General features: G+C 60.1%; 22 protein-coding genes and 3 pseudogenes. 18 read left to right on the top strand and 7 right to left on the bottom strand.

All coding sequences use genetic code 11. From position 1 onward, the window contains the following. Positions 1-98 precede the first annotated feature (98 nt). From Q0R02_RS07210 to Q0R02_RS07200, 3 genes are all read left to right on the top strand, one after another. Positions 99-917 carry a class I SAM-dependent methyltransferase gene (locus Q0R02_RS07210; protein ID WP_293881994.1) on the top strand — a complete coding sequence of 273 codons (819 nt, stop codon included), beginning with the start codon at positions 99-101 and terminating at the stop codon, positions 915-917. Between the two features lie 112 nt (positions 918-1,029). Further along, a complete protein-coding gene (locus tag Q0R02_RS07205) occupies positions 1,030-2,517 on the top strand; it encodes a hypothetical protein (protein WP_293881992.1) in 1,488 nt (495 codons plus the stop codon). A gap of 24 nt (positions 2,518-2,541) precedes the next feature. After that, positions 2,542-3,159: a DUF488 domain-containing protein gene (locus tag Q0R02_RS07200; protein ID WP_293881990.1), complete on the top strand. Its 618-nt coding sequence runs from the start codon at positions 2,542-2,544 to the stop codon at positions 3,157-3,159. Positions 3,160-3,207: 48 nt separating this feature from the next. Here Q0R02_RS07200 and Q0R02_RS07195 read toward each other — a convergent pair whose 3' ends face one another. After that, positions 3,208-3,654, bottom strand: a complete 447-nt coding sequence (locus tag Q0R02_RS07195; RefSeq protein WP_293881988.1) for an Rrf2 family transcriptional regulator — start codon at positions 3,652-3,654, stop codon at positions 3,208-3,210. Positions 3,655-3,744: 90 nt separating this feature from the next. On the opposite strand from Q0R02_RS07195, the gene Q0R02_RS07190 reads away from it, so the two are divergent. From Q0R02_RS07190 to Q0R02_RS07160, 7 genes and pseudogenes are all read left to right on the top strand, one after another. Continuing rightward, entirely contained in the window at positions 3,745-4,149 is a 405-nt protein-coding gene (locus tag Q0R02_RS07190) for a group III truncated hemoglobin (protein WP_293881986.1), read from the top strand. Position 4,150: 1 nt separating this feature from the next. Next, the gene (locus Q0R02_RS07185) at positions 4,151-4,420 is read left to right on the top strand and encodes a DUF1971 domain-containing protein (protein WP_293881984.1); all 270 of its coding nucleotides are present in this window, start codon (positions 4,151-4,153) and stop codon (positions 4,418-4,420) included. A gap of 47 nt (positions 4,421-4,467) precedes the next feature. Then, on the top strand, positions 4,468-5,679 hold the full coding sequence (gene hmpA / locus Q0R02_RS07180; protein WP_293881982.1) for an NO-inducible flavohemoprotein: 1,212 nt from the start codon (positions 4,468-4,470) through the stop codon (positions 5,677-5,679). Between the two features lie 13 nt (positions 5,680-5,692). Further along, positions 5,693-6,166, top strand: a complete 474-nt coding sequence (locus tag Q0R02_RS07175; RefSeq protein ID WP_293881980.1) for a hypothetical protein — start codon at positions 5,693-5,695, stop codon at positions 6,164-6,166. Between the two features lie 424 nt (positions 6,167-6,590). Further along, positions 6,591-6,941: a cupin domain-containing protein gene (locus Q0R02_RS07170; RefSeq protein ID WP_293881978.1), complete on the top strand. Its 351-nt coding sequence runs from the start codon at positions 6,591-6,593 to the stop codon at positions 6,939-6,941. A gap of 212 nt (positions 6,942-7,153) precedes the next feature. Then, positions 7,154-9,502 (top strand): cbb3-type cytochrome c oxidase subunit I, encoded by a 2,349-nt coding sequence (locus Q0R02_RS07165; RefSeq protein ID WP_293881976.1) that lies wholly within the window; start codon positions 7,154-7,156, stop codon positions 9,500-9,502. Between the two features lie 61 nt (positions 9,503-9,563). Continuing rightward, a pseudogene (locus tag Q0R02_RS07160) lies at positions 9,564-10,030 on the top strand (integrase); the annotation flags it as partial. A gap of 48 nt (positions 10,031-10,078) precedes the next feature. Here Q0R02_RS07160 and Q0R02_RS07155 read toward each other — a convergent pair. Next, positions 10,079-10,792: pseudogene (locus Q0R02_RS07155) on the bottom strand (Tn3 family transposase); the annotation flags it as partial. Here Q0R02_RS07155 and Q0R02_RS07150 point away from each other — a divergent pair. The 7 genes and pseudogenes from Q0R02_RS07150 to Q0R02_RS07120 all read left to right on the top strand — a co-directional run. Next, complete coding sequence (locus tag Q0R02_RS07150) at positions 10,792-10,980, top strand: ATP-binding protein (protein ID WP_367271440.1); 189 nt, start codon at positions 10,792-10,794, stop codon at positions 10,978-10,980. The pseudogene Q0R02_RS07155 and the gene Q0R02_RS07150 overlap by 1 nt on opposite strands. Continuing rightward, positions 10,970-11,590 carry a response regulator gene (locus Q0R02_RS07145; protein WP_293881974.1) on the top strand — a complete coding sequence of 207 codons (621 nt, stop codon included), beginning with the start codon at positions 10,970-10,972 and terminating at the stop codon, positions 11,588-11,590. The genes Q0R02_RS07150 and Q0R02_RS07145 overlap by 11 nt, the downstream gene beginning before the upstream one ends. An 83-nt stretch (positions 11,591-11,673) precedes the next feature. Beyond that, positions 11,674-12,093, top strand: a complete 420-nt coding sequence (locus tag Q0R02_RS07140) for a response regulator (protein ID WP_293881972.1) — start codon at positions 11,674-11,676, stop codon at positions 12,091-12,093. Next, positions 12,090-13,187, top strand: a complete 1,098-nt coding sequence (locus tag Q0R02_RS07135; RefSeq protein WP_293881970.1) for a nitroreductase family protein — start codon at positions 12,090-12,092, stop codon at positions 13,185-13,187. Before Q0R02_RS07140 ends, Q0R02_RS07135 begins: the two co-directional genes overlap by 4 nt. Beyond that, a complete protein-coding gene (locus tag Q0R02_RS07130) occupies positions 13,187-13,546 on the top strand; it encodes a hypothetical protein (RefSeq protein WP_293881969.1) in 360 nt (119 codons plus the stop codon). The genes Q0R02_RS07135 and Q0R02_RS07130 overlap by 1 nt, the downstream gene beginning before the upstream one ends. A 47-nt stretch (positions 13,547-13,593) precedes the next feature. After that, positions 13,594-14,067 (top strand): hypothetical protein, encoded by a 474-nt coding sequence (locus tag Q0R02_RS07125; RefSeq protein ID WP_293881968.1) that lies wholly within the window; start codon positions 13,594-13,596, stop codon positions 14,065-14,067. A 24-nt stretch (positions 14,068-14,091) separates the two neighbouring features. Beyond that, positions 14,092-14,505, top strand: a pseudogene (locus Q0R02_RS07120) (efflux RND transporter permease subunit); the annotation flags it as partial. A gap of 330 nt (positions 14,506-14,835) precedes the next feature. Here the strand turns inward: Q0R02_RS07120 and Q0R02_RS07115 are convergent. From Q0R02_RS07115 to Q0R02_RS07105, 3 genes are all read right to left on the bottom strand, one after another. Continuing rightward, positions 14,836-15,057 carry an alcohol dehydrogenase catalytic domain-containing protein gene (locus Q0R02_RS07115; RefSeq protein ID WP_293881967.1) on the bottom strand — a complete coding sequence of 74 codons (222 nt, stop codon included), beginning with the start codon at positions 15,055-15,057 and terminating at the stop codon, positions 14,836-14,838. Positions 15,058-15,304: 247 nt separating this feature from the next. Further along, positions 15,305-16,273, bottom strand: coding sequence for a L,D-transpeptidase (locus Q0R02_RS07110; RefSeq protein ID WP_293881966.1), 969 nt, complete (start codon positions 16,271-16,273; stop codon positions 15,305-15,307). A gap of 4 nt (positions 16,274-16,277) precedes the next feature. After that, on the bottom strand, positions 16,278-16,793 hold the full coding sequence (locus tag Q0R02_RS07105; protein WP_293881964.1) for a GNAT family N-acetyltransferase: 516 nt from the start codon (positions 16,791-16,793) through the stop codon (positions 16,278-16,280). 190 nt (positions 16,794-16,983) lie between these two features. Between Q0R02_RS07105 and Q0R02_RS07100 the strand changes: the two genes are divergently transcribed. Beyond that, positions 16,984-17,604, top strand: a complete 621-nt coding sequence (locus tag Q0R02_RS07100) for a murein L,D-transpeptidase catalytic domain-containing protein (RefSeq protein WP_293881963.1) — start codon at positions 16,984-16,986, stop codon at positions 17,602-17,604. Here Q0R02_RS07100 and Q0R02_RS07095 read toward each other — a convergent pair. Then, on the bottom strand, positions 17,601-17,936 hold the full coding sequence (locus Q0R02_RS07095; protein WP_293881961.1) for a divalent metal cation transporter: 336 nt from the start codon (positions 17,934-17,936) through the stop codon (positions 17,601-17,603). The genes Q0R02_RS07100 and Q0R02_RS07095 overlap by 4 nt on opposite strands. Before the next feature lie 78 nt (positions 17,937-18,014). After that, a complete protein-coding gene (locus tag Q0R02_RS07090) occupies positions 18,015-18,329 on the bottom strand; it encodes a Tn3 family transposase (RefSeq protein WP_293881959.1) in 315 nt (104 codons plus the stop codon). Positions 18,330-18,377: the final 48 nt, after the last annotated feature.

Genomic DNA, 18,377 nt, shown 5'->3' with positions numbered 1-18,377 from the left:
CGCGAAGGCTATCAGGGTGTATCAAGACAAATGCCGCCGGGGCTCAAGAAGCAACTGCGTGCGATCATCTTGGTCAGGGATCAACGAAGGGACGAGCGATGAGCGAAAGCCAGATACGGTTTGAAGACGGGGCGGCCTATGAGCGCATGATGGGCGTGTGGAGCCGCCTGGTAGGGAACGTTTTTCTGGACTGGCTGGCGCCAGAACAGAATCAGAACTGGATCGATGTGGGGTGTGGTAACGGCGCGTTCACCGAGTTGCTGGTGCAGCGCTGCCAACCCGCAGAGATTTTGGGCATTGATCCTTCCGAAGGCCAGTTGAGCTTTGCGCGCTCGCGAGTTGCTGGCATCGCCCGTTTCGAACAGGGCGACGCTATGGCATTGCCGTATGCAGACAATAGCTTGGATGTCGCAGTCATGGCTTTAGTCATCTTCTTTGTGCCCGACCCCGCACGAGGGGTCGCCGAGATGAAGCGGGTGGTCAAACCCGGCGGTTCGATCTCGGCCTATGTATGGGACGTGCTTGAACCTGGCGGATTTCCCATGGCCGCGCTGCAGGAAGAGTTACGGAATATTGGTATTACCCCAATGCTCCCCCCGCGAGCAGAGGTGTCTCGATTGGGCGCTCTCCATACGTTGTGGGTGGACGCTGGACTGACCGACGTCGCGTCACGCGAGATCGTCGTGACACGTACCTTTGACGATTTCGCAGATTTCTGGGTATCTGCTGAGATTGCTATAGGTATGGGACAGGGCACGCGCGATATGAGTGTGGAAACACGGGCAAATCTGAAAGATCGGTTGAAGGACCGGTTACCCGTGGATGCGGGCGGCAGGATCAGCTTTGCGTCACGTGCCAATGCGGTGACAGGCCGCGTACCGGTTGGATCGTCAATAGTGCCATCTGAAGCAATTTGAGACAGCGCGTCATTCCAATTGATGGTCATGCCTGCACCATTGGGGCCATAGTTGAGAGATCGATGTAAAAGAGCTATCGCTTATCAACGCAACTCCACGAAAGTCTAAAGCCATGGCGCTACGACTTACTGCGATTATCCTGGCGCTCACCCTTACTGTGCCGACGCTTGCTCAAGAAGTGCATATGCATCATCCGGCACCCGATCGCGTTGGCTCCGTTAAGTTCACAACAAGTTGCGTTGCCGCAGTTCAAACGACTTTCGATCGTGCTGTCGCGCTGCTGCATTCTTTTGCTTACGATGATGCTGACAAGGCCTTTGCCGAGGTTGCTGAGCGCGACCCATCGTGCGCAATGGCGCACTGGGGGCGTGCCATGACCTATTACCATCAGTTGTGGGACGTTCCTGCTGGCAAAGGACTGGCTGCGGGTATCGCGGAAATCGACAAGGCATGGACCGGGAAAAAGACCCCGCGCGAGAGGGGCTTCATCGATGCGCTGAAATCCTATTTTGCGGATGCCGATCATGTTCCCGCAGCCGAGCGTGCGATGCGCTATTCGAATGCGATGGCTGCGGTCGCACACGACTATCCCAAGGATGATGAAGCCGCGGTATTTTATGCGCTCTCACTCATCGCGACCGCGCCTGCCACAGACCGGACGCATCAACGACAAAAGCACGCTGCCGATATTCTCGAGCCTATCTGGACACGCCAGCCTGACCATCCCGGCGTCCCACACTATTTGATCCATGCGTATGACAGTGCTGAGCTTGCCCGGCGGGGCCTGCCCGCCGCGCGCCTGTATGCGAAGATAGCCCCCGCCGCGCCCCATGCGCTGCATATGCCCTCACACATCTTCACAAGGCTCGGCCTGTGGGATGACTCTATCGCATCGAACATTGCCGCTCGGGATGCCGCAAAGGATCAAGACGATGTCGGCGAGCAATTGCACGCAATGGACTATCTAACTTATGCCTATCTGCAACTCGCGCGTGCCAGCGATGCGGCGCGAGAAGTTGCCGGACTCAAGGCCATGACTGGACTCTCCGGCGCAGGTTTTAAGATCGGGTACGCCGGAAATGCGATGCCGGTTCGGTTGGCAGTCGAGACGCGAGACTGGGCAACTGCCGGACAATTGATGCCCATCCAGGGCTCTGCCCCGCAAGTCGCAGCGATCGTTTGGTGGGCTAGGGCAGTCGGCAAGTTGCGAAGTGCGAAACCAACTTCGGCCGATGCCGACATCGGACAGTTGATGGCCTGTCGTAAAGCCTTAAGTGTGATGAAGGACACGTATTGGATGGCGCAGGCCGATGTGCTGTTGTCTTCGGCACAAGCTTGGCGCTTCGTCGTCGCGGGCGACCGTCTCGCTGCAGTGGCGTCGATGACGACCGCCGCTGACGAAGAAGACGGGCTGGAGAAGCTTCCTCTTACACCCGGACCGATTGTGCCTGCGCGCGAACAACTTGGTGAACTTTTTCTGGTATATGGAAAGCCTCAGCAAGCACGTGATGCCTTTGCCGCCACACTGGCACTGGCTCCGGGAAGACTGGGCGCAATCCGCGGCAAGGCGGAAGCCGAACGCCGCATCAACCGCCGGTGACTGGGCAAATTACTAGCGTGCCTCATGTGTAAACCATTTCAATCAAAGCCCATTCCGGGAACCATTGGCGTCATGTTTGGCGGGCTATGGGCACTTATCGCCGTAATGGCATCACCACCAGGCTGGCGTATTTCCCTGGCGGCCATCGCCATCTGCACGACATTAATTTTTTCACGCGGCTCTGGCGCGGGCGTCGGGCTCTCCCGAGCGCAGGCCAGCGCCTGTTTGGCAGCAAGGCGTATCAGAAGCCGTCGTGGCAGAAATTATCGCGATTTATGCGGCTTCAGCCTTGTTGCCCGGCTTTGGATGGCAGGGGTAGGCCCCTCCGCAAAGATGGATGGCAGCCGGATCCTTGTCGATCGACTCTGGCCTCGTGGCCTGCGACGAGAAACCGCTGCGTTGACGTCGTGGTTCAAGGATGTTGCCCCGAGCACGGAATTGCGGCGGTGGTTTGGTCATGATCCGCAGCGTTGGGCTGAATTCAACCGCCGTTATCGAAAGGAACTGGAGGTCAACCCCGTCGCGGTCGCCGAACTGACGACACTGCTGAATCGTGGTCACAGCACTCTGCTGTACGCAGCGCGGGACGAGCAGCACACTCCCGCGCTCGTCCTTGCAGGCTTTATGGCAGAACATCGCTGAAATAGCAGGCTAACGCTGTTCGAAAAAATCCCTCGCAACTGCGCAGCTTTAGCCGGTTTGGGGCAAATCCCGATTCCGTGCGGCGCTGAATAGCAAATTAAGTTCTGCCGGTTTGGTGATTAAGTCCGCCAGCGTGTAGCCGTCCAGCACGCGCATAAAGGCGGCGAGCGCCTGCCGCAATGCGCCGGTTAGCCCACAGGCAGGCGCGATGATGCACTCGCCGCAATCGACCAGATCGAAGCCATCCTCGGTGTGTCGTACGACCGCGCCCACGTTGATCTCCGCTGCCGGCTTGGCGAGTCTGATGCCGCCAAAGCGGCCGCGCGCACTCGCGAGATAGCCGGCATTCACCAGATCATTGACCACTTTCATCAGATGGTTCTGCGAGATGTCATAGGCACGCGAGATCTCCGCGATCGAGCACAGCGTGTCAGGCCGCGTGCCCAGATAAATGAGCACCCGCAGGGCATAGTCAGTGTAGCGCGTGAGCCGCATGCAATCTCCTGCGTCCATATATGCATTTTTTTTGCATCTTTCAAAGTCACCTAATAGATGTATTATAGATGCATGAATTGGAGTCGGATGATGGACGACGGGATCAAGATTACAGAGGGCGCGCTCGAGCGGCTCGTATCCCTGTTCTATGCGCGTGTTCGCGAAGACGCATCGTTAGGCCCTGTGTTCAACGATGCGATCGAAAACTGGCCCGAACACCTTGAAAAGCTGGTCGCCTTCTGGTCGTCGGTGATGCTGACCACCGGTCGCTACAAGGGCAATCCCGTACTTGCACATCTCAAGCACAAAGCACGCATAACCCCCGAGTTGTTCCAACGCTGGCTGACACTCTGGAACCGGACCACGGCTGAGGTGATGGCGCCCGACGCAGCCGCCGCGCTTCAGGTCAAGGCCGCGCGGATCGCCGAGAGCCTGCAACTCGCCTTGTTCTTCAAGCTCGACTCACAACCTAAACCCAGCCGCGCGGCAGCCTGACATGACCGAACCCTATCGCTCAACCCCAGTGTTCAACGAGAAGACGCTCCCCGCTGCACTTCGCGCCCGACACACCACCAAGGCCGGGGTTTGGGGAGTGGTCCGCGTTCTGGAAGGCAAGGTGAAACTGACCTATCTGGAGCCGCCCTCCGACCTTCTGCTCGATCCCGACACCCCAGGACCATTATTGCCCGATCAGCCACATTTCGTCGAACCGATTGGCGCGATGAAGATGCGGGTCGATTTCTACAATGAACCGCCGGGCGGATAGTCCCCCAGAATTCCAGCCTTTTACCATTACCACCAAAGGAGACGTTGATGTCACAGACACTCAGCGAGCACACAATCACGCTCGTCAAAGCTACGGTCCCCGCGCTTGAAGCCCATGGCCTCGATATCGTCCATGAGATGTATGCGCGGATGTTCGAAAATCCTGAGATCCGTGACCTGTTTAACCAGTCGCATCATGGCGACACCGGCTCGCAACCGCGTGCACTGACCGCAGCGATCCTCGCTTATGCGGCGAACATCGAAAATCTCGGCGCTCTGGCGCCAGCGGTCGAACGGATTGCGCAAAAGCATGTTGGGCTTCAGATTCTCCCCGAACATTACCCCCATGTTGGCGGAGCGCTGCTCGGTGCTATCAAGAGCGTGCTCGGCGATGCCGCCACCGACGAAGTCCTTGCGGCATGGGGGGAAGCCTATTGGTTCCTGGCCCATATATTGATCGCCCGCGAGGAGCGTCTCTACAAGGAGCATAGCTCGGCCGATGGCGGCTGGGCCGGATGGCGCACTTTTGTGGTCGAAGAGGTCCGCCCCGAAAGCAGCGTCATCACCTCGTTCACCCTGCGCCCAACCGACGGGCGTCCTGTCATTCGCCACAAGCCCGGCCAGTATCTGACCTTCTGGCTCGAGATCCCTGGGCATCCGCCGGTCAAGCGCGATTACAGCATTTCCCAAGCGGCCAATGGTGAGACTTATCGCATCTCGGTAAAGCGCGAGCCGATAGGCCTTGCGTCAGGCTGGCTGCATGACAGCGCGAAGCCCGGCGCCGTGCTCAAGGTCGCAGCGCCCGCAGGCGAGTTTTTCCTGTCCGAAAATCCGGAGCGGCCCGTGGTGCTGATGTCGGGCGGCGTCGGTCTGACCCCGATGGTCGCGATGCTGGAGGCCATCGCACAACGTCACCCCGACCTGCCCGTCCAATATCTTCATGGCACGCTTGACGGGTCGACGCACGCGCTGGCCAATGACATCCTTGCGCTGGCATCGGGCCATCCGAATATCCGCGTCACCAATTTCTATCAGACGCCGCGTGCAGAAGATGTTGCGGGCCGGGATTATGACCATGACGGATTGATCGACGAGGCTTGGCTCACGGCCCATACGCCGCTCGAGGATGCCGACTATTATCTATGTGGTCCGCGTCCATTCCTGCGAAACTTTGTGGCCACACTGTCACTTGCGGGCGTCGCATCCGATCGCATCCACTACGAGTTCTTCGGTCCGGCCGACGAGCTTCTGGCAGCCTGAAGGGAAGACCGACATGGATGACCTTACCATCGCGCACATGATCCATATTTTGGCCATCGTTTGCTGGATCGGGGGAGTCGCGTTTGCGACCACCGTGGTCATCCCGTCGGTCAAAGCTCTGCCGCCATCCGAACGACTGGCGGCCTTCCACCGCATCGAAAGCCGCTTCGCGCCCCAGGCGCGCATCTGGCTTCTGCTGGCCGGCGCAAGCGGCCTGTGGATGATCCAACGCGGAGGAATGTGGGGTCGCTTTGGCGATCCGCATTTCTGGTGGATGCACGCGATGCTATGCGTCTGGTCGATCTTTTTTGCCGTGTTGTTTATCGTTGAACCGCTGATCTTGCGTCGCCGGTTCGAGGATTGGGCGGCAAGATCGCCGGACGGAGCGTTCAGGTTGCTCCACCGTGTGCATATTGTTCTACTCGGCCTCAGTCTGATCACCGTGATCAGTGCGGTTGCCGGAAGCCACGGGCTCTCGCCATTCTAACGGGAGCTCAATCCCCCTCTGCAACGATCGCCCATCGAGGTGAGTGACGCTTTCCGAAACCAAGACGACTCCCAATCGTTAAGTAAGATGGGGAAGTCCTTCCCGAAAGACGATAGGCCATGACTAAGGCTAAGAACGAAGAGGAGCAGATCGTTATTTCGACAGATGATGCGAGGGGCGGCCTCAGTCCAGAAGAGGTCACTGCGAGTGACACTTTGTTGCCAATGCTGATCGGAGGGCTCGCATTGATCATATTGGGCATTATCCTCATCCTGGTGATTATCTAAATTGATACGCTCGGATCAAAAATTGATCTTTCCCCGTTTACGCGGGCGCTATGGTCAGAACTTCTGTGGTTGCCGTCCGCATGAATCTCGCGACACCATTAAACACCCCGAACCGCGGAATTGAGGAGAACAGGATCATGGCGCTTCATCACGCACAGCATGGACAGGTCGTGCATCTTTCGGCGTTAGGCGCGGACGGGAAACATGCGCATACGACTGCCCTCGTCAAAACTGATACGTTCGAGGCCATTCATCTCCTCGTCCATGCCGGTGGCGCAATCCCCCCACACCGTGTTGCCGGGCAAGCCACGCTCCAATGTCTGCGCGGTAGCGTACGGATCTTGCTCGCCGGCACACCGATCACCCTGCAGTCGGGCGATTGGATGTATCTCGATCGCGGCGAAGAACATGGCATCGAAGGGGTCGAAGACGCAGCCCTGCTGCTCACGATATTGTTCGGACAGCCGACCGCCTCGACCGTGAGCTGAGCGTGTGCCAACGCACATGGTCCTCAGTCTTTTGCTACTACTATCTTTTGGTCTTAAGAACACCACTGTCCATTCCGCGCGGCATCCTGCCTTCACGGTCATTGGCCAGGTGTCGTACAGCGTAATGCGCGTTGCGCGCTCTTCGGATTTTGAACGCCTGCCGAACCGTTCACCTTCTTTCTGACCCCCTCGGTTCCGCCAGGAGACGCGCAATGGACGAAGCCGCCCAGCCCAAGTCTGATCCAGAAGTCAGTTCCTTGTCGAAATGGTGGCTGCGATCGATCCTGATGGTGATGATTCTCGGGTTCGCGGGACTTTTGGCGATCACCATGCTCTCCTATCGGAACGCGCCGCCCATCCCGGATAAGGTTATCGATGCCAGCGGAGGAATTCTGTTCACAGGGGATCAGATCCGTTCGGGCCAGGCGATATTTCTGCGCTATGGCCTGATGGACAATGGTACGATCTGGGGACATGGGGCCTATCTTGGTCCCGATTTCTCGGCCGAAACACTGCATCAGATCGGCGAGAGCGTAGCTGCGTCTCTGGCGCGACAGCAACTCGGAAAGACTTTGACCGCTCTCAGCCCGATCGAGACGGGGTCGATCCGCGGTCAGGTCGCCGTTACGCTTAAAGCAAATCGATTCAATCCTGCGAGCAAAACCCTGAGCCTAACCGCGCCGGAGGCCATCGCCTATCGGGCGCAAACGACCCGCTGGACAGCCTATTTTACCAATTCCGCGCGCAATGGCGGTCTCGCGCCCAACCTCATCACCGATCCGGCAGAATTGCGCGACTTGACTGCATTCTTCTGCTGGACGGCTTGGGCTTCGGTCGCCGATCGGCCTGGGGCGGACTATTCCTACACCAACAATTTTCCTTATGACCCCGGCGTCGGCAATGTCGCTCCGGCTGGGGCGCTCCTTTGGAGCGCGCTCAGTCTGATCGTGCTGCTTGGCGGTATCGCGACCGTATTGCTCGCCTTTGGCAAATTCGACTATCTTGGCTGGATTACCCGGGGCCACAACGCAGCGCCGCAAGTAGTCCCAGGGGAGGCGAGCCCCGGTCAGCGCGCGCTCGTTAAATTCTTCGTCGTCGTGGCTGTACTGTTTCTGATGCAAACACTCGTAGGCGGTGCGGTTGCGCATTATCGTGCTGATCCGGGGAGTTTTTACGGGTTCCAGCTCGAAAGACTCTTCCCGAGCAACCTCATGCGCATCTGGCATTTGCAAACCGCGATCTTCTGGATCGCGACGGCCTATGTCGCGGCTGCGCTGTTTCTGGGCCGCTCGTTGCGCGCCGACGAACCCCGCTGGCTTCCTGCCGCCATCCATCTCCTGTTTGCGGCATTCGCCATAGTGATCGTTGCCAGTCTCCTCGGCGAATGGGCCGGCATTTCCGGATGGCTTGGCGAATGGTGGTTCCTTTTCGGCAACCAGGGTTGGGAATATCTCGAGATTGGCCGATTCTGGCAGTATCTGCTTGTTGTCGGGCTGCTGGGGTGGTTTGCCCTGCTCTGGTGGATTGCGCGCCCGAGCCAGGTCACCAATGTTCACGCGCGGCCGATCGCCCGGATGTTCCTGTTCGGCGCGCTCGCGATTCCCGTTTTCTACGTTCCGGCCCTCTTTTTCGGTGCCAAAACCAATTTTACCGTGGTCGATACCTGGCGCTTCTGGATCATCCATCTGTGGGTCGAGGGATTCTTTGAATTCTTCGCGACCACCGTGGTCGCGCTCATGCTGTTCCAATTGGGCCTTACCGGCCGCAATACCGCACTGCGCGTCATCTATCTTGACGCCATTCTCTATTTCCTCGGCGGCCTGATGGGGACGGGGCATCACTGGTATTTCTCAGGCCAAACCCAAATCAATATGGCGGTATCAGCGCTTTTTTCGGCACTGGAAGTCGTGCCCCTGACATTGCTGACGCTCGACGCATGGGACTTTGTCCGCACGACGCGCGGTGAAACTGACTCCGGCGACGCCGCCCCGGCGCTGCTTCACAAATGGACCTTTTATTTCCTCATGGCGGTGGGGTTCTGGAACTTCCTCGGTGCCGGCGTCTTCGGCTTCATGATCAATCTGCCGATCGTGAGCTATTATGAGGTCGGCACGATCCTGACGCCCAATCATGGCCATGCCGCGATGATGGGCGTCTTCGGTATGCTTGCGCTTGCCCTGATGGTATTTGTCCTACGCCAGACGACCGACGTGCTGCGCTGGCCAGGCATAGAGAAATATATCCGCATCGGTTTCTGGGGCACCAATGCCGGTCTGGCGTTGATGGTCTTTCTGAGCCTGTTTCCATCAGGGGTTTTGCAGGTCTGGGACGTGGTGCAGCATGGATACTGGCACGCGCGCAGCATCGCCTACACCGGCAGCGCAGCCGCACGGCAACTCGAATGGATGCGTTTACCCGGAGATTTGATCTTCATCGTTTTCGGTGCCGTTCCGCTGACCATCGCCGCACTCAAAGCTTATTGGAGTATTATCGCGCCGCGATCGAAGCGTCATTCCGTGCCGAATATTATCGAGACGATTAGGCCATTGCGACCGGGCTGAGCCGGCCATCGGCGTTGAATGTCACGCCAAACGTGTAAGAAACTCACCTGCGGCTTCGGCTGCGCGTGGGCTCAACATCCGTGCTTTGCTCGAGAGCTGCGGGGACGATCTGCCGGGGCTGCGCGATCGCGCGCTGCTGTCGACCGCCTACGACACCGGCTTGCGTGCCTCCGAGCTGGTGGCGGTGGCCACCGAGCACATCGAGGAAGCCATCGATCCCGAGGCGCGGCTGCTGCAGATCCTACGCAGCAAGGGTGATCAGGACGGGGAAGGGGCGATCGCCTATCTCAACCCGCGAACGGTCGCGGCCTGAACGGAGGCGGCTGAGATCACGGCAGGGCCGCTGTTCCGACGGGTCCAGGTGCGGCGCTACAAGGCGCGTGCGGCCGTGAAAGGGCGCCGCATCGACAGCACTCGAGCCGCGAAACCTGGTATCCGCGCAAGACGCTGTCCACGCCAGCCGTGCCCGCTCGTGTCGAGTATGACATCGGGACTGTGGCGCTGCATCCGGGATCAATCGGGCCGATCTTGGGGTTTGAGTAGCATCGAAACAGAAAACCTACATAAGGCGCATCTTTAGGCGTCGTCGATACCCACAGCACCGGGATCACGTAGCGGCCGAAGTTCACCGCGCGCCACCATGTCGGGAATGGTGAAGGCATAGCGCCTGAGCATGTTGATGTGCCGGAAGCCGAGCGGCGAAAGGCGCGCTACGTCGACGTCCAGGATCACATGGCCTTCGGCGCGAAGCTGGTTGAGAGCGGCGTCGATGTAGATCGTGTTCCAGAGCACGATTAGATTGACGACTAGCCCGAGCGCGCCAAGATGGTCCTCCTGGCCAACGCGATAACGCTGGCGCAATTCGCCATGCTTGCCGTGGAATATCGTGCGGGCAAGCTGATGGCGGCTCTCGCCGCGGTTGAGCTGGACGAGGATGCGACGCCGGTGGGTTTCGTCGTCAATGAACCGTAGCACATAGAGCGACTTGATGAGACGGCCGAGTTCCTGAAGCGCACGTGCCAGCCTGGTCGGACGATCGTTCGTTTGAAGAACACGGGTGAGTCCGGCTGCCCTCACGACGCCGAGCTTCAATGATCCGGCGAGACGAAGGAGGTCGTCCCAGTGCTCGACGATCAGCTTGATGTTGATCCTGTTCGCCGCAAGATCGTCCAGCACGCCGTAATCGGCATTGCCGTCGACGCGCCAGAACCGCGCGCCGCCTATATCGGCGATGCGCGGCGAGAACTGGAGCCCAAGCAGATGGAATATCCCCAATATCGTGTCGGTATATGTCCGACCGCCTGTTCCAGGCCTTTGCCACGACCAAGGAAGAAGGTCTGGGCCTGGGCCTGTCGATCTGCCGCACGATCATTGAAGCACATGGTAGCCGGATCTGGGCGACGCCTGCTACAGGCTGTGGCACCGCCTTCCTTTTCACACTGGTACGCGCCGACCCGGAGAATGCCGATGTCGGCTGAACGCCTCGTCCACCTCGTTGATGACGAGGAAGCGATCCGCCTGTCCGCGGGCTTCCTGCTGCGAACCAACGGTTATACGGTCAAATCATATGTCTCCGGCGTCGCGTTCCTCGCCGACGCGGATCGCGCGACGCCTGGATGCGTGCTGCTCGACATCCGTATGCCGGAACTCGACGGGCTTGAAGTCCAGCGCCGGTTGTCCGAGCGCGGCATCGAGTTACCTGTGATCATGCTGACCGGCCATGGCGACATCGCGCTGGCCGTACGCGCCATCAAGGCCGGTGCCGTGGAATTCTTCGAAAAGCCGTTCCGGAAAGCGGCTCTGCTGGCCGCACTCGAGGACCCCTTTCGCCGGGTCGATGACGCAGACCGCAGTCACCTGGATGCCGCCGAAGCTGTCGTGAGGCTCGCGGCACTCACCCCTCGTGAAGGCGACGTCTTGCGAGGCATTGTGAAGGGACAGCCGAACAAGATCACCGCGTTCGATCTCGGCATCTCCAATCGCACGGTCGAGGCGCACCGAGCTGCTCTCATGCTGAAGCTTAACGCTCGAAGTCTCTCCGAGGTGCTCCGCATCGCCTTTGCCGCCGGACTAAGCGAACGGGACTAGTCCGCCGTCATTTGCGCCTATTACCTACAGACGCAGCTTCCGATTGCTCCCACCCTGCGCGCGGGAACAAGGAAACTCATCAGATGCACGCTCAGCTTTCGGAGGCACCGGTCGCACGGATCGGTATCTCGCTCGTCGATGGAGATGCGACCGCGCGGCGTGACCGCCAGCTGATGCTGCGCGCCGAGAATTTTGACGTCCGGTCCTATGCGACAGGCGCCGCCCTGATCGCCGACCCGCTCGCGCGCGCAACCGCCTGCCTCGTCGTCGATGTCGATATGCCCGGACTCGGCGGCGTGGAACTTGTCCAGAGCCTGCGGGTCAGCGGCTGGCGCGGTACGGCTATCCTGTTGCGGAGCGTCGACGTCAGCGACAGCGTCGCTCGGGACGCTGAACGGGACGGCGACACGCTTCTGTTGAAGACGATGGCGGATCGACCGCTGCTCGAGGCTATTCGCGCCGCGCTGAAACCCCGATCATCGAGAAGCGAGGCGCAGCTGTGAACAGAAGGGAAATGTTGATTGGCGGAGGAGCGCTCGCGGCCGTCGCCGGCAGCGCGGTGTATCTTGCCGCTTCGGACATGGGCAATTCGTCGGAATATGCCAAAGGCATTGCTCCGTCACGCGCTCCGCTCGCGGACCCGGCGATCAGCCGCGATCTAATTCGATACGCGACGCTCGCGCCCAATGGCCACAACACCCAGCCTTGGATGTTCCGCGTCCGCGATCGGCGCATCGACATCCTGCCTGACTTTTCGCGGCGCACGCCGATCGTCGATCCCGACGATCATCACCTTTTTGTCAGCTTGGGTGCCGCCGCCGAGAATCTCTCGCTTGCTTCTGCCGCTCGCGGTCGCCCGGGCACGCCCCGGTTTGATCCTGCCAATGGCGGGTCAATCGTCTTCATTTCGGAAGCAGGACAGGCGACGCCCTCTGCCTTGTTCGATGCCATACCGAGGCGCCAGTCGACCCGCGCCGAGTATGACGGCCGCGCTGTCAGCCCGGCTGATCTGAATCGACTGGTTGAGGCCGCGACCATGCCCGGCGTCAGCCTGATCCTCCTTACCGACCTGCCCAGAATCGAACGAATGCGGGACTTCGTGGTCGCGGGCAACAGCGCGCAGATGGCTGACCCCGCGTTCGTGCGCGAACTCAAGTCATGGCTGCGCTTCAATCCGCGACAGGCGCTGCGAAATGGAGACGGGCTCTACAGCGTGACGACCGGCAATCCGATGCTGCCCGATTGGCTCGGTCCATTTGCCTTCGACTGGCTGGCGACGACGCACTCGCAGAATGACGCCTATGCCCGCCAGATACGGTCGTCCTCCGGAATTGCCGTGTTCCTGGCCGAACAGGCAGACTCTGCACATTGGGTGGCAGTCGGACAGGCGTGTCAGCGCTTTGCGCTGCAGGCGACCGCTCTCGGCCTGAAGCACGCTTTCATCAACCAGCCGGTTGAAGTCGCCCGGCTAAGGCCCGAACTTGCTGCCCTGATGGGGATGCCTGGCAGGAGGCCCGATATCGTCATGCGCTTCGGCCACGGCGCGCCACTTCCCTATTCGCCGCGCCGCCCTGTCGCTTCAGTCATGACCTCGTGATGGAGGGGCACCTGAGTACGCGAAACGCATCACTTCGCGCGATCAAGGCGGTCCATACGATTATCTGGGCTTTTTTCGTGCTCGCGATTGGCGCGATCTGGGTGTCTGCCGCGACAGCGAACTTCGTGGGTGCCGCGTGCGCCATTGGCGTTGTCCTGGTCGAGGTCGCCGTGCTTGGCCTGAACCACGGCCGCTGCCCGCTTGGCAGTATCGCAGCGCGCTACACCGATGACACACGACCGAATTTCGACATCTATCTTCCGGTTTGGCTGGCCGCCAGAACGAAGCCGATCTTCGACCCCCTGCTCGGGGCCGGCATCGTCTTCGCGCTCGTTCGATGGCTGACTGTAGCGCAATGAAGAGGCGCAGCGATCCGACGGCGTACAGGCCGTGGCTTGATCGCAGGTTGGCGGCGGGCCTCGTCGGCGCATGGGGCATCTATCAGCTTATCGCAGGTCTCTATTTCATTTTCTATCGCCCGAGCTTTCTTCCAGAAGACCTGCGTGCTTCGGTCACCACGCTGGAGGCTGTTCGCGGTGCGGCGCCAGGGATCGAAGGATGGCTTCAACTGGTATTTGCCGTGATGGGTGGGCAAATGGCGGCCGGAGGCGTTCTCGTGATGGGTGAGGCCTTCAGCCTCGCTCAGGGCCGCCGTCTAGAAAGACTGGCGTTGTGCACATATGTAGTGGCCGGCTTCTTGTCCGTAGTGCTGATGAGCGGCGTCAACTTCGCATTGGTCTCTGATTTCCGTTGGCTTCTGGTGGCTCCGACGCTTCTCTGGCTCTCTGCTGTCATTGTCCTGTCGCGGGGAGCGCTTGGCAGCGCGCACCAGGCAGCGACAGGTTTGGCTTTGCGGGCACTCGGAGATGGTCGCAAATGACCGTCGGCGATCCGATGCACAGTTGTGCCCGAGGTCGACACCGTGTTCGGCAAGGCTGGGCGCGCCCAGAGCGCGTCCGATCCGGCGCCGCTCGAAATGTTCGAGACGACCATCAGGCTCAAGCCGCGCGACCAGTGGCGCCCCGGCATGACGCCCGCGAAGCTGGTGGAAGAGCTTGACCGGACCGTGAAGCTGCCCGGCCTCGCCAATGTCTGGGTGCCGCCAATCCGCAACCGCATCGACATGCTTGCGACCGGGATCAAGAGCCCGATCGGGGTCAAGGTGTCGGGGTCGGACCTGGCGGAACTCGACTGCGTCGCGCGTGATATCGAGCGGGTGGCGAGCACCGTGCCGGGGGTTAGCTCGGTCTTTGCCGAGCGATTGAGCGGCGGACGCTATATCGACGTGACGATTGATCGGGCCGCGGCCGGCCGGTACAGGAGGGATGTCCACTGGCTTTAGAGGCAGTCGGCGCGACTTCGATTGCCACTACATCATCTCCCGCTTTGTTTTCGCGCTAAGCCGATGCTCGGCAACTTTCAGGTTAGGGGCTAGACCGATGCGTCGTCACCCACCGGCAAATACTCAGGCAACCCGCCGCTATCGCGGTAGGTCCGGGAAGCCTTTTCATGTTGCGCATTAGCTGGCGCGTAGCCGCGGTATGGAGGGCAGCGTGGGACCATATCGGCGGCAGCAAAGTGCGGGACGGGCTAATTCGGTTTGCCATTAGCCGCCCCCACGGCACCCTGATCGGCAGCGAAGCTGCGATTATATCCACCCTAGCCAAGGCACGCCCACGCGTTCGCCGAGGCTAAGACCTTCGCCACCGGCCCCGACAGCGTCGATCTGTTCGATCATCTTATGTCCGGGAATGATCGGCACCTGAGGCGCCGCCAGTTCGCCATCTACATCCTGAACCGATCGTCGTTCGTCCAACCGACATCGTCGAATCGCCCGCGTAGTTCCCGACGGTGTCGGTGGTGTCGTCACGGCGTATTGCTGGCGATCACGGGCTTGCACGTTCGGGCTGCCCTTTACGGAGAGGGCTATTGAACGACTCCATCTACGTGAAAACGTCACGGACGGCAGCGACGATGTCTTGCTCGCTCAATCGCTGCCAGGCTTCAGCGCAGCAAGATCCTAGTCGAGCGCATCAAGCTGATCGAAGAATGTCGTCCGCGCAAAAAGTGCGCAGGCGCCAGCCGCCGCAACTGCGAGCGCCGCGACACGCATCTTCTCATTTCGCGTCAGCCGTGATCACGGTCAGCCGGGTGCCGGTGCCCGCGCTCCTGATCGAATCGCGCGTTACGAGCAGCGTCGTTCCCGGTTGCAGCACGCTCAATATGGCGGCACGCAGTCCGTCGGGAAAATGACCTCTTGCGCGTTCGGCGAGCGTCATCTGGGCGGCTGTCCCCAACGTCTGGCCCGGCAAAGGCAAGCGCAACCAGTGCGCGCCTTCAGCGTCCATACTGCTCATTGTGAATGCCTCGGTCCGGGTAACCGGACCATCGATGGCGATGTCGCCCGAGCCGATTTCGACGCCGTTGCGCAGAACGACGATGCGGCGGTCGCGACCGCTCACAACGATCGTCACCGGACCCTTCGGGGCTTTGGCGGGCTGCCAGCGATAGGACTGGTCGGCGACATGACCATCGACGGCGGCCGGGTCGAGAAGCCCAGGCGAGCGCACGATTTCGGGAGCAAGCGGATCGTCTGTAATGACCACGGTCAGCCCGAGTTTGGTGATGCCGAACAACAATTTGGCAAACGCGGCGGGAAGCCGGATACAGCCGTGCGAGGCGGGATAGCCGGGCAATTTCCCGGCGTGCATGGCAATGCCGTCCCAGGTCAGCCGCTGCATGAACGGCATCGGCGCATCGCTGTATTTGTTCGACTTGTGGACGACTGCCTTTTGAAGGATCACGAAAATGCCCGTCGGCGTTTCATGCCCCGGTGCGCCGGTCGACACCGTGGAGACGCCGATCGGCACGCCGTTGCGGTAGGCATAGGCTTTTTGCGTGGCGAGGCTGACGATGACCGTTACCGGACCTTTCGGCGCAATGTCGGGAGCCCATAGATACGAGCCCGCCTTAAGCTCCTCGATTGCGCCGTCGGTCTGCGGCGGCGGCGGCGACTGGGACCAGACCGGACTCGCAACAGCCGCTAATATAAGAGCTGTTGCGGCGAGCGCGTGCGAGCGGACCATCAGATTAATTCAGGTGCCGCTGAACGAGCATGAGCGCTGGATCGTCGGGATAGGGTCCCGCAACGAACCCCATCTGCCGTTCCATGTCGATCGCGGCGTGGCTGTCGCGCGATTCGATCGACTGGATCGTCGTCAGCCCTTTCGCCTTGGCGTAAGCGGAAACATGAGCCAATAAGTCCCAGCTGATGCCCTTGGCCTTGTAGTCCGAGCGAATCACGATCGCGACTTCGCCAATCTTCATGGCGTCGTCGCACGCGAGCATGGCGGTAGCGATGATTTCCGCCTCGCCATCCACGAAAGCGAGAAAGTTTTCTGTTTTTTGGTGGTCGATGTCGGTCATGGCGGCCAGCCGGTCATGCCCGACCGTCTTCAGTCCAGTCAGGAAACGGAACCGCAGATCCTCGGCGGAGACATGCGAGAAGAATGCGCCGAGAGCGGCTTCATCCGAAGCCTTGGCGGGGCGCACGCTGAACCGGAAGCCGGTATTGGTTGTGAGCTCTCGGCTCCACTTGTCCTGCATGCGCCATCCTCAAATTATCGACAAATTCTAGGATGGGTCGCAGAATATCGATGGCGTGACAGGGGTCGGAAACTACTCACGTCTCCAATAACGAGGAAGATTCCCTTGCCTGCGCCAGTGCGAACACGAAACGGGACAGTCGGAACACACCGCGTTAGGTTTGCTCATACCTCACCCCTAATTGAAGATCATGACCCTTTCCCGGCGAGATTTCATCAGGTTAGGCGTTGTAACGGGGGCACTGGCGATCAGCGGACCAAGCCTTGGACAGCCGCTTTTGCACGCTCCGGTCGCCGAACTTCCGCCGCACATTTTATCGCAGGCGATGGATGCCTTTGCTCGCCATCGGACGAACTTGGTGCACACCGACCGGATCGGCGTCGTCGATTTCTCGCGCCCATCTTCGGCCCCGCGACTATTTGTCGTCGATCTGGCGAGCGGAACCGCACAGGCGCATCTGGTCGCGCACGGACGCGGATCCGACCCGGCGCATACGGGCTGGACACGTCGGTTTTCCAACGAGTCCGGATCGTTCGCCTCATCTGCTGGGTCTTTTGTGACCGGTGCGGAGTATCGCGGCCATCAAGGGCGGTCGATGCGACTAGTCGGCCTCGACGCCGAAAACTGCAACGCCGAAAGCCGCGCGATTGTCGTGCATGCCGCATGGTATGTGTCGCCCGAAATCGCGACCCTGACCGGCATGCTCGGCCGGAGCGAAGGGTGCTTTGCCGTCTCGTCCGCCAGCCTTGATCATGTGCTCGATCGACTCGGACCGGGGCGGCTGCTTTTTGCTGCAAGGGGGCAGGGCTAGATCAGGAAAAACCCGATTGTCGCGGCCGCCATCACTGCGGTCGCGAGCCAGCCGACAACGCGCATCCATGTCGGCAGCGTCAGCCGACCCATCGCCCTCGGATTGGTTGCAATCAGCATGATGCCTGCCATCAGCGGCGCGGCGAGGATGCCGTTCACGACGGCGGCCCAGAACAATGCCTTGATCGGATCAAGCGCCGTGAAATTGAGCCCGGCGCCGCCTAGCGTGGCCGCAGCGATCGTGCCGTAGAACGCCTGCGCCTGTTGTGGACGCGCGTCGAGACTTCCCCGCCATTGAAAGGTTCGTCCCGGCAAAGGTACATACCGCGACATAGTAGTTTCGATAACACATTGCAAAATATAGAAAATACGGACTTTTCTTCGTCCCAAAATTGGGCTGATTTTGGAGCCTCAATTTAGGGGGAGGATTCCGTGGCTGTCGGTCAACCTCGCGTCGGAGAAATCGTATTCGCCGAGCAGGTTGATGTGGGCCCATGACATAGGGGAGTGAGTTTTGACGGCGAGGAGCAAAACCTTCCGCTGTGCGGCGTCCGATGATCGCAGGCGCATCTCGAGATAAAGATAGTTCCAGCAGATGATGACGTTTTTGACGAGCCGGTTGCACGCTTCGGCGACCTGCTGATCTTCCTGGTGGGCGTAGGCGAATTCCCGAGGGTTGCCAACAGCGACGGCGCAGCCAAAACATCGAAAATAAATTTGGGACAAACTTTTCTCGGGTAAAATTTACCCTCGTCAGCTGGTGCCCACTTTGTT

The organism is Sphingomonas sp. (genome assembly GCF_025353885.1).
Classification (GTDB): Bacteria; Pseudomonadota; Alphaproteobacteria; order Sphingomonadales; family Sphingomonadaceae; genus Sphingomonas_O.
The sequence above is the reverse complement of the archived record's forward strand: the minus strand, read 5'-3'. Positions and strand labels throughout refer to the sequence as shown.

What these genes read in the sequence shown, in the direction of transcription:
- Q0R02_RS07210 (WP_293881994.1), top strand. Translation starts at nt 99, where the DNA reads ATGAGCGAAAGCCAGATACGGTTTGAAGACGGGGCGGCCTATGAGCGC.
- Q0R02_RS07205 (WP_293881992.1), top strand. Translation starts at nt 1,030, where the DNA reads ATGGCGCTACGACTTACTGCGATTATCCTGGCGCTCACCCTTACTGTG.
- Q0R02_RS07200 (WP_293881990.1), top strand. Translation starts at nt 2,542, where the DNA reads ATGTGTAAACCATTTCAATCAAAGCCCATTCCGGGAACCATTGGCGTC.
- Q0R02_RS07195 (WP_293881988.1), bottom strand. Translation starts at nt 3,654, where the DNA reads ATGCGGCTCACGCGCTACACTGACTATGCCCTGCGGGTGCTCATTTAT.
- Q0R02_RS07190 (WP_293881986.1), top strand. Translation starts at nt 3,745, where the DNA reads ATGGACGACGGGATCAAGATTACAGAGGGCGCGCTCGAGCGGCTCGTA.
- Q0R02_RS07185 (WP_293881984.1), top strand. Translation starts at nt 4,151, where the DNA reads ATGACCGAACCCTATCGCTCAACCCCAGTGTTCAACGAGAAGACGCTC.
- hmpA (WP_293881982.1), top strand. Translation starts at nt 4,468, where the DNA reads ATGTCACAGACACTCAGCGAGCACACAATCACGCTCGTCAAAGCTACG.
- Q0R02_RS07175 (WP_293881980.1), top strand. Translation starts at nt 5,693, where the DNA reads ATGGATGACCTTACCATCGCGCACATGATCCATATTTTGGCCATCGTT.
- Q0R02_RS07170 (WP_293881978.1), top strand. Translation starts at nt 6,591, where the DNA reads ATGGCGCTTCATCACGCACAGCATGGACAGGTCGTGCATCTTTCGGCG.
- Q0R02_RS07165 (WP_293881976.1), top strand. Translation starts at nt 7,154, where the DNA reads ATGGACGAAGCCGCCCAGCCCAAGTCTGATCCAGAAGTCAGTTCCTTG.
- Q0R02_RS07150 (WP_367271440.1), top strand. Translation starts at nt 10,792, where the DNA reads ATGTCCGACCGCCTGTTCCAGGCCTTTGCCACGACCAAGGAAGAAGGT.
- Q0R02_RS07145 (WP_293881974.1), top strand. Translation starts at nt 10,970, where the DNA reads ATGTCGGCTGAACGCCTCGTCCACCTCGTTGATGACGAGGAAGCGATC.
- Q0R02_RS07140 (WP_293881972.1), top strand. Translation starts at nt 11,674, where the DNA reads ATGCACGCTCAGCTTTCGGAGGCACCGGTCGCACGGATCGGTATCTCG.
- Q0R02_RS07130 (WP_293881969.1), top strand. Translation starts at nt 13,187, where the DNA reads ATGGAGGGGCACCTGAGTACGCGAAACGCATCACTTCGCGCGATCAAG.
- Q0R02_RS07110 (WP_293881966.1), bottom strand. Translation starts at nt 16,273, where the DNA reads ATGGTCCGCTCGCACGCGCTCGCCGCAACAGCTCTTATATTAGCGGCT.
- Q0R02_RS07105 (WP_293881964.1), bottom strand. Translation starts at nt 16,793, where the DNA reads ATGCAGGACAAGTGGAGCCGAGAGCTCACAACCAATACCGGCTTCCGG.
- Q0R02_RS07100 (WP_293881963.1), top strand. Translation starts at nt 16,984, where the DNA reads ATGACCCTTTCCCGGCGAGATTTCATCAGGTTAGGCGTTGTAACGGGG.
- Q0R02_RS07095 (WP_293881961.1), bottom strand. Translation starts at nt 17,936, where the DNA reads ATGTCGCGGTATGTACCTTTGCCGGGACGAACCTTTCAATGGCGGGGA.